The sequence below is a fragment of the Microbacterium maritypicum genome, from assembly GCF_041529975.1.
GTDB lineage: Bacteria > Actinomycetota > Actinomycetes > Actinomycetales > Microbacteriaceae > Microbacterium.
The window spans coordinates 818,566-830,522 of sequence record NZ_CP168030.1; the positions used below are offsets into that span (position 1 = coordinate 818,566).

Consider the following 11,957-nt stretch of genomic DNA (forward strand, 5'->3'; position numbering starts at 1 on the left):
GCACGCCTCGCACGTAATGTCCGAGGGTGTTCGTACCGTGTGAGTATGCGAATCCTGCACACCTCCGACTGGCACATCGGCCGGACGTTCCATGGCAACTCGACCATGGACGCGCTGGCCGAGGTGCTCGGCGCGCTCACGGAGCAGGTTCGCGAGAACGCGGTCGACGTCGTCGTCGTCGCGGGCGACGTCTTCGACTCCGCGACGCCGTCGGGCGCCGCGTACACGCTGCTCGGCGATGCGCTGGTGTCACTGCACGAGACGGGCGCCCGCGTCATCGTCACGAGCGGCAACCACGACTCGGCCGCGCGACTCGGTTTCCAGGCCCGGCTGCTCCGCGAGGGCATCCACGTGCTGACAGATCCGCTCGCGGTCGGCGTGCCGGTCACCATCGCCGACCCCGAGGGGCCTGTTCACTTCTTCGGAATCCCCTACCTCGAACCGGCGATCGTCCGTCAGCACTGGCCCGAGGGTGACAGTTCGGGGCGGCAGCTGCGCACGCAGGCGCAGACCATGGCTCATGCGATGGATCTGGTCCGCGCCGGCATGCGCGAGCACGAGGGACGTTCAGTGGCGATCGCGCACTGCTTCGCGGCCGGCGTCGACGCGACCGTCGGGCTCGAACGCGAGGTGCGTCAGGGCGGACTCGACGTCGTGCCGCTGAGCGTCTTCGACGGCCCCGATTACGTCGCGCTCGGGCACATCCACGGGCGCCAGCAGATCAGCGAGCGCGTCCGGTACGCGGGTGCTCCGCTGCACTACAGCTTCGGCGAGCAGGACAAGCCGCGCGGATCCTGGCTGGTCGAGCTCGACGCCGAGGGCCTCGCCACGGTCGAGTGGCTCGAGCTGCCGGTTCCGCGTCGGCTCGTCACGCTCACGGGCTCGCTCGGAGAGATCCTCGCAGCCGACACCGTCGCCGCACACGCCGACGACTGGGTCTGCGCCGTCTACACGGATGCGGTGCCGCAGTCCGAGCCGATGCGGCGTCTGCGAGAGAGCTATCCCCACTGCGCGATGGTTCAGCACCAGCCCGCAGCTGTCGCAGAGGTGGAGGAGAAGTCGTACGTGCAGCGGCTGCGCTCCGCCGTCACCGACGCCGACCGCATCGAGGCGTTCCTCGAGCATGTGCGGGCAGGACACGGGCCCACCGAGGTCGAGCACGAGCTGATCCGTGCGGTGCTCGATGAGCGCGTGCGCGCGGAGGCACTCGTCTAGATGCGTCTCCATCGCCTGGAGGTCGAGGGCTTCGGTCCCTTCCGTTCGCGGCAGGTCGTCGATTTCGACGCGTTCGCCGATGACGGCATCTTCCTCATCGCCGGCCGCACGGGGGCAGGTAAATCGAGCATCCTCGACGCCGTGTGCTTCGGACTCTACGGCGGGGTGCCGCGTTACGACGGCGGTGAGAAGCGGCTGCGCAGCGATCACTGCGAGCCCGACGATCCGTCGGAGGTGGTGGTCGAGTTCAGCACTCCGGCGGGCCGTTTCCGTGTGACCCGTTCACCGGAGTACCTGCGTCCCGCCAAACGTGGCGGCGGCATGACCAAGCAGGCCTCGGCCGTCGCCCTCGACGAGTGGACCGATGCCGGCTGGGTGGGTCGCGCCGCTCGCGCCGTCGATGTCGCAGGCGAGCTCGATGAGATCCTCCAGCTCAGCCGCGAGCAGTTCCTCCAGGTGATCCTCCTCGCGCAGAACCGATTCTCGGAGTTCCTGCTCGCGGGCAGCAGAGACCGCCAGGCACTGCTGCGGCGGCTGTTCGGCACACAGCGGTTCGAAGACGTGCAGGCACGGTTCGACGAGCGGCGCCGGGAGGCGGAACAGACACTCGGCGCTCGGCTCGCGACGGTGAATGCGCGTATCGACGAGGCCGAGCAGCTCGTGATCACCAGCGGGCTCTCCGACGACGTGACAGCGCCGACCGAGGACGCGGCGGTGTCCGGCCCCCCGCCGATAGAAGGGCGTCTCGAGGCACTCCGACGAGCGAGGGCGCGTGCCGACTATCGGGCGGAGCGCCGCGCCTCGGAGCGGGTGGAGGCGGAGAAGCGTGCGGCCGATGCCGATGCGGCGCTCGCCACCGCTCGCGAAGAGAAGCATGCCCAGGGGGAACGTGATCGCGCCCGGACAGCGCTCGAGCGACTGGATGCCGATGCGCCGTCGATCGACGAGGCCCGCGCCGAGCTCTCAGCCGCGCGTGCCGCCGAGGCGGTGCGGTCGACGATCACTGCCGCAGCCCGAGCGCAGGCGGCGGTCACCGTGGCGGCCGAAGACGAGCAGCGGTCACGGGCGGTGTGGGACGCGTTCGAGGTCACCGTCGATGGCGACCTCGACGGCTGGGTTGCTGCGCGCACCAGGGAAAGCGGTTCCTGGGAGCGCGCGCGGGAGCTCGAGGGCCAGGCGTCGGCGCTCGAGGCCGAGCTGCAGTCCGCCGACGAGACCGTTGCGGCGGCGACCGCGCGCCTCGAAGCCGGGGAAGCGGAACGCGCCGCCCTCCCCGCCGCGATCGCCGCGCTGACAGCGGAACGCGACGAGAAACGTCGTCTGGCCGACCGCGTGGGCGATGCCCGAGCGGCCCAGGAAGAGGCAGGCGCTCGACGCACGGCGGCTCGCGAGGCGGAGCGGCTGCAGAAGACGCAGGCCTCGACCGAGCTCGAACTCGCCGACGCCACTGCTGTGCACGCCGCCGCGCAGACGAACCTCGCACAGCTGCGGCAGCGCCGCATCGACGGGATGTCCGGCGAACTCGCGTCGAGCCTGCGCCCCGAGCATCCGTGTCCGGTCTGCGGCTCACTCGAGCATCCGGCTCCGGCCACGCACGCCGATCCTGTCTCGCCCGACGACATCGCTGAAGCGGAGAAGGCCCGCGACGTCGCGGCGCAGCGGGAGCGCGAACGCTCCGCGGCGTCTTCGAGCCTGCGAGCTGAACTCGCTGCTGTCTCCGCCCGCGCGGACGGGCGGAGCGTCGACCAGGCCGAGACGGAGTACGAAGCAGCCGCCGCAGCCCACGCGCTCAGCCTGGCCGCAGCCGATGAGCTGACGGTGCTCGACGTGCAACTGAGCGGCCTCGTCGCCCGGGTCGATCAGCTCGAGGCCGAGAAGACCGAGGGCATGGCGGCGCTCGCTCGGGCGCGGGAGCAGCACGCTCTGCTGCAGCAGCGGAGCACGGAGGCCCACACGCTGATCGCCGAGGCGCGCGGCTCCTTCGACACGGTCGCCGAGCGTCTCGACGACATGGCCACCAGGATCTCCGCCGCCCGCGCGGTCGCCCAGGCGATGGCAGAACGTCTGCGCAGGACGCAGGCGCTGGCCGAGGCGGAGGCCGAGCGGGATGAGGCGATCGCCGACTCGCCGTTCGACGATGTGACCGCCGCTGAACACGCCCTCCGCTCCGTCGCGACGCAGGAGGCACTGGACGCGCGCATCGCCGAGCACGCCGTGCAGCGGGAGAAGGAACGGGCGATCCTGTTCGATCTGGAGCTGCGGACGCTGCCGGAGGAGCCGATCGACCTCGCGCCCGTCGAAGAGGCCTCGGTGGCCGCCCGAGCGATCTGGACCGAGGCGGTCGACGCGGCGGCTCGAGCGGCGGGCACGGCCGAACGGCTCGGGGGACTGATCGATTCCGCCACCGCCGAGCATGCGCGCACCGCCGCCAATGCCGCCGAATTCGTTGTGCTGCAGAACCTCGCCGACACGATCGCCGGGCGAGGCGCGAACACCCGAAAGATGACGCTGGAGACGTTCGTCCTCGCGGCCGAGCTGGAAGAGATCGTCGACGCGGCGAACCGGCGCCTGCACGACATGTCGACGGGCCGCTACCAGCTGCAGCACTCCGACGCGCTCGCGGCTCGAGGGGCAGCATCCGGACTCGGGATCGTGGTCTCCGATGCCTTCACCGGGCAGACGCGGCCGCCGCAGTCGCTGTCGGGCGGCGAGACCTTCCTCACTTCACTCGCACTCGCACTCGGTCTCGCCGAGGTGGTCACGGCCCGGGCCGGCGGAATCCGCCTCGACACGCTGTTCATCGACGAGGGCTTCGGGTCCCTCGACGGCGACACGCTCGATGTGGCCATGCGCACGCTCGACGAGCTGCGACAGGGCGGCAGGACGGTCGGAGTCATCAGCCATGTCGAGGCCATGCAGGAGCAGATCCCGGCGCAGCTCACGGTGCGGGCGCTGCCGAACGGTCCGAGCATCATCGAGGCCCGCTGAGCCTACGCGGAAGCCGATGGCCTCCGCCGCGTCAGACCCCGTACTCGGTGCGGATGAAGTCGCGAAGCTGCACGCTGCAGCGGGCGACCGCCTCGCGCCAGTCGGTCAATGCGCCGTCTTCAGCCTGGTCGGACACGGCGCGGAACACGCGGATGGGCACGCCGAACTGTCCTGCGACCCAGATGTAGGCGTAGGTCTCCATGTCGACCAGTGCCGCTCCGGAAGGACGGATCACGGCGGTGACCTCGGCATCCTCGACGAAGTGGTCGCCCGTCGCGATCAGCACGCCGTCGCGCCCAGTGGCGACCCGCGCCGGCAGCGACACGTGCTGGCCGGCGACGCCGTCGAGGTCGGTGACGTCGTGCTGGAACGCGGTGCCGACCTCGTGGACGGTCGCTTCGAGGTCGGGATCGATCGCGCCCGCCGTGCCGACGACCACGATCTCGTCGTAGACGGTGGCGTCGAGCGCACGCGTCAGGGCGTACGTCGCCTGCAGCTTGCCCGGGCCGGTCACGAGACGGTCGAAGCCCTCGAGTTCCTCGGGGAAGGCGGACAGTTCGGATGCGAGCGCGGCGACGAGGAGTTTCACTGCCCCATTCTCTCAGGTCGTGACTGGCAGGAGCATCCGAACGCCGCGACGTCACCCCGACGTAACACGGAAGCGGGATACTGATTCGAGGAAACGAGCGGAGGATCACATGTCGTTGCAGCAGCAGATCTCTGAGGACCTCGGTGTCAGGTCCGAGGTCGACCCCGAAGCCGAGACCGAGCGTCGCATCGGTTTCCTCGCCGACTACCTGCGCACGACGGGGGCGAAGGGGTATGTGCTCGGGATATCCGGCGGGCAGGACTCGACTCTCGCCGGTCGCCTCGCCCAACTCGCGGTCGAGCGGGTGCGGGCCGAGGGCGGCGAGGCGAAGTTCCTCGCCGTGCGTCTGCCCTACCGCGTGCAGCACGATGCCGATGACGCCCAGGCCGCGCTGGAGTTCATCGCGCCCGACTCCTCCGTCGAGGTCAACATCCAGAACGGCGTCGACGGCGTCGAGGAAGACATCGAGTTCGCGGTTACGAGCGACATCAGCGACTTCAACCGCGGCAACATCAAGGCTCGCCTCCGCATGGTCACCCAGTACGCGCTCGCAGGTCACGACGGTCTCCTCGTGATCGGTACCGACCACGCCGCCGAGGCGGTCACGGGCTTCTACACGAAGTTCGGCGACGGCGCGGCCGACATCCTCCCGCTGTCCGGTCTCACCAAGCGTCAGGGGCGCTCGCTCCTGCAGTTCCTGGATGCTCCGGATCGTCTCGCGTTCAAGGTGCCCACCGCCGACCTGCTCGACGGCCAGCCCGGTCGTGCCGACGAGGACGAACTCGGTCTCACCTACGAGCAGATCGACGACTTCCTGGAGGGGCGCCCGGTCGACCCGGAGGTCGCCGGCCGCATCGAGGCGCGATACCTCGCCACGCAGCACAAGCGGCACCTCCCGGTGACCCCCGACGACACCTGGTGGCGCTGACCGCACGTTCGCATCTGCGGAGGCGCCGCTTCGCGTCGTGTCGGATGCCGCGGATAGTGTCGAAGCATCCGACAGAACGGGAGCATCGTGCGGATCGACACTCAGGCGCAGCGCGTCATCTGGAGCGCAAGCGACCTCAAGGCGGCCGCCGAGTGCGAGTTCGCGTGGTGTCGGGCGATCGACGCGAAGCTGGGGCGAGTCCCGGCCGTCGAAGAGCCCGAAGACGCGACTCTGAAGCGTGCCGCCGAGCTCGGCGACGTGCACGAGCAGAACGTGCTCGCCCGGTACATCGACGAACTTGGCGATGCGAGTGTCCACCGCATCGAGAAGGTCTCGTCGGTCGATGCCGAGGCTCTGGCGGCCGCGATCGAAGAGACGGTCGCGGCCCTGCGCTCCGATGCGCTCGTGGTGTTCCAAGCGGCTTTCTCCACCGACGAGTTCGTCGGGTTCGCCGACTTCCTCCGCAAAGACGACGACGGCCGATGGCGGGTGCAGGACTCCAAACTGGCGCGCAAGGCCCGGGTCACGGCCCTCATGCAGCTCGCGGCATATGTCGACCAGCTCGACCGGCTCGGCATCCCCCGCTCCGACGAGGTCGACCTGATCCTCGGCGACGGCACACTCAGCACCCATCGGGTCGACGATCTCCTTCCGCTCTTCCAGGTGCGGAGGGCTCGGTTGCGGGCGCTCATCGCCGACCGGCGCATCGCCGACGGGGCGACGGGTGCGCCGCTCGCCTGGGGAGACGATCGCGGCGACCTTCAGGTCGTGGCCTGCGGGCGATGCGCGACCTGCGAGGAGCAGGTGCTCGCCCACCGCGATCTCCTGATGGTCGCGCGGATGCGCCCGGTGCAGCGTGCGCGACTGCGTGCGTCCGGGATCGAGACGATCGATGCCCTGGCGGAGGCATCGGGGCCGCCAGCGGGGATGAACATCGACACGTTCGAGACGCTCCGCGACCAGGCGCGACTGCAGTTGCGCGCCGATGCCGAGGGGCGGCCCACCTACGACGTGCACTACGCGCCGGCGATCCACACCCTCCCGCTGCCAAGCCACGGCGACATCTTCTTCGACTTCGAGGGCGACCCCCTCTACACGGAGCCGGCCGCCGACGGCGAGGGGCACTGGGGAATCGACTACCTCTTCGGGTGGGTCGACAACGCCGACCAGTACTCGGCCCTCTGGGCGCATACCTTCGCCGACGAGAAGCGCGCGCTCGAGACGTTCCTCGACTTCGTGAATGCGCGCAGGATCGCCCACCCCGGCATGCACATCTACCACTACGCGCCCTACGAGACCTCGCACCTGGTGGCGATGGCGGCACGGCACGGGGTGCGCGAGGGCGAGGTGGATCGGCTGCTGCGCGAGGGCGTGTTCGTCGACCTGTATCCGCTCGTGCTGCGGACGGTGCGCGTCGGTTCGCGCTCGTACTCGATCAAGAAGCTCGAGCCGTTGTACATGGGCGCCGACGTGCGAACCAGCGACGTGCAGAAGGGCGACGACTCGATCGTGCAGTACGTCGCGGCCCGTGAGCTCGCCGCTGCGGGGGAGCAGGCCGGGGCAGACGCAGTTCTCGCCGACCTCGCCGACTACAACCGCTACGACTGCGTGTCGACCAGGCGCCTGCGCAACTGGCTGATCGACATCGCGCGTAAAGAGGGTGTCACCCCGGCCCCGCCCGACGAGGCTGACGAGGTCATCTACGAGCCGTCGCCGCGCTCGGTCGCCCTCCTCGCAGATGCCGAGCGCGCGGTCGAGGCGGGTGGTGACGGGCTCGTTCATCGGCTCGCGGCCGCCGCGATCGACTACTTCCCGCGCGAGGCGAAGAGCTTCTGGGTGTCGCACTTCCAGCGGCTTCGCGAGCCGGTGACCATGTGGGACGGGACGCGCGATGTGGTGCGGGTCGACCGCCCGTCCTCGACCGTCCGTCGTGACTGGAGCATCGGTGAGGGGCGTCGGGTGATGTCTCGTGACGTCGAGATCCGTGGCGAGGTGTCGCCCGGCACGACGCTCGGCGCCGGGTCGCAGCCGTTCGCGCTCTACGGCGTTCCGGCGCCGTTCGACACCGAGGTCCCTTCGCGGGCGGTGCATGTGCCGCACACCGTCACGGTGGCGGAGGTGCTCGACGACGGCTACCTCATCACCGAGTCGGCGGTGCAGGGGCAGACCTGGGACGAACTGCCGCTCGCCCTCACCCCGGCCGCACCGCCACGCGTCGTGTCCCTCCAGGGCGCGATCGACGAGTGGGCCGATGCGGTGCACGCCGCAGCTCCGGGGTTCCCGGACGACGCCGCGACCGACATCCTGCGCCGGATTCCTCCGCGCACCGTGTCGGGGAAACCTCTCCCCGCTGCCGGCGACGACACCGTCGGCGCGATCGTGTCGGCGGTGCTCGACCTCGACCGCAGCTATCTGGCGGTGCAGGGCCCTCCGGGAACGGGCAAGACCTACACCGGATCCCGGGTCATCGCACGCCTCGTGAACGAGCACGGCTTCAAGGTCGGCGTCGTGGCGCAGTCGCACGCGATCATCGAGACGCTGCTCGAGCGGGTCGTGGCCGATGGGGTCGCACCGGCTCAGGTCGCCAAGGCTCCGAAGGATCCGGATGCGACGCACTCGTATACCGCCATCCCGAAGCCCGGGATGGCGGCCTTCCTCGCCGAGCACGCCTCCGAGGGTGCCGTCGTGGGCGGGACGGCCTGGGACTTCAGCAACACCCAGCGGGTCGACCGCGACGGGCTCGACCTGCTCGTGATCGACGAGGCGGGGCAGTTCTCGCTCGCCTCGACCATCGCGGTCGCCGCCGGGGCGAAGCGGCTCCTGCTCCTCGGCGATCCGCAGCAGCTTCCGCAGGTGAGTCAGGGCGCCCACCCCGAACCGGTCGACGCCTCCGCGCTCGGCTGGGTGATGGATGGCGACCCGGTCGTGCGGCCGGAGTACGGCTACTTCCTCGCGCGCTCCTGGCGGATGCATCCCTTCGTCGCGGCACCGGTGTCCACGCTGGCCTACGCGGGACAGCTGGCGTCAGCCCCCGGTACCGAGCTGCGGGCGGTCCAGGGGATCGAACCTGGTCTGCACGTCATCCCCCTGCGGCACCGCGGCAATTCCACGCAGTCGCCCGAGGAGGCGGCCGAGGTCGTCCGGCTGGTCCGTGACCTGATCGGTCGCTCCTTCACCGACAACGACGAGTCCCGGTCCACCCGGCCGCTCGTGCCCGCCGACATCATCGTGGTCACGCCGTACAACGCACAGCGTCAGCTCGTGCTCGATGCACTCGCGACGGCGGGCTATCACGACGTCCCGGTCGGCACGGTCGACAACTTCCAGGGCAAGGAGGCGGTCGTCTCGATCACCTCGCTCGCGGCCTCCAGCGGGCGGGACGCTCCGCGCGGCCCGGAGTTCCTTCTGCTGCAGAACCGACTGAACGTGGCGATCTCCCGCGCGCAGGTTGTCGCCTACCTGATCCACTCGCCCGCACTGCTCGACGATCTGCCGTACACCCCGGAGGGAGTCGCTCGTCTCAGCGCGTTCGCCCGTCTGGTCGGCGCGGCGGACTGAGTGCCCCCGCTTCGACGGGCTCTGTGAGACGACCGCGTCGCGGAGTGCAGTCGGCCGGGTCAGACCGTGCCGTAGAGCCGATCGCCGGCGTCGCCGAGCCCGGGCACGATGTACCCCTTCTCGTCGAGACGCTCATCGAGCGCACCCAGCACGAGGGTCACATCGCGGTCACCGGCCATGGCCTCGATCGCGGCGACGCCCTCCGGTGTGCCCAGCAGGCAGATCGCGGTGACGTCCTTCGCGCCGCGGTCGAACAGGAACTGGATCGCCGCGGCGAGCGAGCCGCCGGTGGCCAGCATCGGGTCGATCGCGAAGCACTGGCGGTCGCTGAGGTCGTCGGGGAGGCGCTCGGCGTAGGTCGTCGGCTCGAACGTCGTCTCGTCGCGGACCATGCCGAGGAACCCGACCTCGGCGGTCGGGAGCAGCTTGACGAGGCCCTCGAGCATGCCGAGGCCGGCGCGCAGGATCGGCACCACGATCGGTCGCGGCTCGGAGATCTTGACGCCCATCGTCGTCGTCACCGGCGTGGTGATCTCGACTGGGCTCACCTTCACGTTGCGGGTCGCCTCGTACGCGAGCAGCGTGACGAGCTCCTCCGTGAGCTGCCGGAACACCGGCGAAGGGGTGCGCACGTCGCGCAGCACCGAGAGCTTGTGAGTGATGAGAGGGTGGTCGGCCACGTGAACGCGCATGGATACAGGGTAATGCGCCGCGCCTCCGGGAACGACATCGAGGCACCGGCGGCGGCCGGCGGCTGTCGTAGGCTCGACGCATGACCGCTGCCGACGACCTCGCGATGGGGCGTGCGCTCGAGCTCGCTGCCGAGGCCGCGGCAGAGTCGGAGATCCCCGTCGGCGCCGTGGTCCTGGACCCCGCCGGGCGGATCATCGCCGAGGGGCGCAACACCCGCGCGGCGACGAACGATCCGACCGGGCATGCCGAAATCGAGGCGCTGCGGCGTGCGGCGGCATCCGTCGGGTCCTGGAATCTCGAGGGGCACACGCTGGTCGTGACCCTCGAGCCGTGCATCATGTGCGCCGGCGCGATCCTGCAGGCACGCGTCGGTCGGGTGGTCTTCGGTGCCTGGGATGACAAGGCGGGTGCGGCCGGTTCCATGTACGACGTGCTGCGTGATCGGCGGCTGCCCTATCGGGCGGAGGTGATCGGCGGAATCGAGGCGGAGGCGGCGACGGCACTGCTGCGGACGTTCTTCGAGCAGCGGCGCTGAGCCGCAGCGTGCACGCGTCGGGCTCGTCAGCCCTCGGATTCGACGGTCCACCAGGTGACGTCGACGACGCACAGCCCGTCGTCGGTCTCCTGGTAGAAGACGTAGCCGGGGAATTCCACGCCACCGGCCACGCGCTCCGTAGGCAGGGAGAGGCCGATGTTCCAGCGTGGCTCCAGGGGGACCTGATCCGGCCAGTAGTCCGCCACGAAGCGTTCGGGCTCCTCCGCGGACAGCCCTTCCCAGTCCGCCGGTTCGCGAAGCTCCGGGTCGTGACCCTCGCACGTGTACGAGTCGGCTTCGCCTTCCGTCGCTGCGTCGATCAGGCCCTCGGTAGTCTCGATCACCCCAGCTCCGTCGTCGCCCCAGAGCATCGTGTTCAGGGAGCAACCGGAGAGCAGGACGGCCAGACCGGCCGCGCCCAGGAGCCCGACGAGTTTCTTCGCCTGCATCATGTCGGACTCCGTGATCAGTCCGACGACTTCAGCACGAAGACGTCGGTCGATGGCTCGGGGTCGATCGCCGGGCGGTACACATCCGGCTCGATGTACACGATGCGCGCGACCGGCACGGCGTCGCGGATACGGGCCTCGATCGCGTTGATGTCATCGGCGGCCTCGCGCAGCGGCTTGTCGGCGTTGAGGGCGATCTTCGCGGCGACCATCAGCTCGTCCGGGCCGAGGTAGAGGGTCTTCATGTGGATGATCTTCTCGATCTCGTCGCCCGCGTTGATGGCATCGACGATCCGGTCGTGGTCGGCCTGGGTCGCGCCCTCACCGACCAGCAGGCTCTTGGTCTCGATGCCCAGCACGATGGCGATCAGCACGAGCAGCACACCGATCATCACGGTGCCGAGTGCGTCGAAAACGGGGTTGCCGGTGAGCAGTGTGAGCCCGACGCCGAGCAGAGCGAAGGTGAGACCGGTCAGAGCGCCCACATCTTCGAGCAGCACGACCGGCAGCTCGGGGGCCTTCGAACGGCGCACGAACGACACCCACGACTGCCCCTTCTCCCGCACGAGGTTGCTCTCGCGCACGGCCGTGCGCAGGGAGAACGACTCCAGCCCGATCGCGACGGCGAGGACGACCAGGGGCAGCCACCACCAGGTCTTGTCCAGCTCGTGCGGGTTCGTGAGCTTGTCGATGCCCTCGTAGATCGCGAACAGGCCACCGACCGAGAACAGGATGATCGAGACGACGAACGCGTACACGTAGCGTTCCCGGCCGTAGCCGAACGGGTGTGCGCGGTCGGCCTCCCGCTGGGCCTTGCGTCCGCCGAGCATCAGGAGCAGCTGGTTGCCCGAGTCGGCGACGGAGTGGATGGCCTCGGCGAGCATCGAGGCGGAGCCGGAGAGGGCCCAGGCGATGAACTTCGCGATGGCAATACCCAGGTTCGCCAGGAACGCCGCGACGATGGCCTTGTTGCCTCCGGATGCACTCATGGGACGAGTCTAG

9 protein-coding genes are annotated in these 11,957 nt (G+C 69.8%); 5 read left to right on the forward strand and 4 right to left on the reverse strand.

What is annotated here, in order from left to right; all coding sequences use genetic code 11:
- Positions 1-45: 45 nt before the first annotated feature.
- Positions 46-1,215: an exonuclease SbcCD subunit D gene (locus ACCO44_RS03940; protein WP_372468466.1), complete on the forward strand. Its 1,170-nt coding sequence runs from the start codon at positions 46-48 to the stop codon at positions 1,213-1,215.
- Complete coding sequence (locus tag ACCO44_RS03945) at positions 1,216-4,203, forward strand: AAA family ATPase (protein WP_372468467.1); 2,988 nt, start codon at positions 1,216-1,218, stop codon at positions 4,201-4,203.
- A 31-nt stretch (positions 4,204-4,234) separates the two neighbouring features.
- Here ACCO44_RS03945 and ACCO44_RS03950 read toward each other — a convergent pair whose 3' ends face one another.
- Positions 4,235-4,792 (reverse strand): nucleoside phosphorylase, encoded by a 558-nt coding sequence (locus tag ACCO44_RS03950; protein WP_029263839.1) that lies wholly within the window; start codon positions 4,790-4,792, stop codon positions 4,235-4,237.
- A gap of 109 nt (positions 4,793-4,901) precedes the next feature.
- Here ACCO44_RS03950 and nadE point away from each other — a divergent pair, with 109 nt between their 5' ends.
- Positions 4,902-5,720: an ammonia-dependent NAD(+) synthetase gene (gene nadE, locus ACCO44_RS03955; RefSeq protein ID WP_372468468.1), complete on the forward strand. Its 819-nt coding sequence runs from the start codon at positions 4,902-4,904 to the stop codon at positions 5,718-5,720.
- A gap of 87 nt (positions 5,721-5,807) precedes the next feature.
- On the forward strand, positions 5,808-9,278 hold the full coding sequence (locus ACCO44_RS03960; RefSeq protein WP_372468469.1) for a TM0106 family RecB-like putative nuclease: 3,471 nt from the start codon (positions 5,808-5,810) through the stop codon (positions 9,276-9,278).
- Positions 9,279-9,337: 59 nt separating this feature from the next.
- Here the strand turns inward: ACCO44_RS03960 and upp are convergent, their stop codons facing one another.
- Positions 9,338-9,970 (reverse strand): uracil phosphoribosyltransferase, encoded by a 633-nt coding sequence (upp, locus tag ACCO44_RS03965; RefSeq protein ID WP_372468470.1) that lies wholly within the window; start codon positions 9,968-9,970, stop codon positions 9,338-9,340.
- An 80-nt stretch (positions 9,971-10,050) separates the two neighbouring features.
- Here upp and tadA point away from each other — a divergent pair, with 80 nt between their 5' ends.
- Positions 10,051-10,506 carry a tRNA adenosine(34) deaminase TadA gene (gene tadA / locus ACCO44_RS03970; RefSeq protein ID WP_372468472.1) on the forward strand — a complete coding sequence of 152 codons (456 nt, stop codon included), beginning with the start codon at positions 10,051-10,053 and terminating at the stop codon, positions 10,504-10,506.
- 26 nt (positions 10,507-10,532) lie between these two features.
- Here tadA and ACCO44_RS03975 read toward each other — a convergent pair whose 3' ends face one another.
- Positions 10,533-10,958 carry a hypothetical protein gene (locus tag ACCO44_RS03975; protein ID WP_372468473.1) on the reverse strand — a complete coding sequence of 142 codons (426 nt, stop codon included), beginning with the start codon at positions 10,956-10,958 and terminating at the stop codon, positions 10,533-10,535.
- Positions 10,959-10,972: 14 nt separating this feature from the next.
- Entirely contained in the window at positions 10,973-11,944 is a 972-nt protein-coding gene (locus ACCO44_RS03980) for a cation diffusion facilitator family transporter (RefSeq protein ID WP_029263845.1), read from the reverse strand.
- Positions 11,945-11,957: the final 13 nt, after the last annotated feature.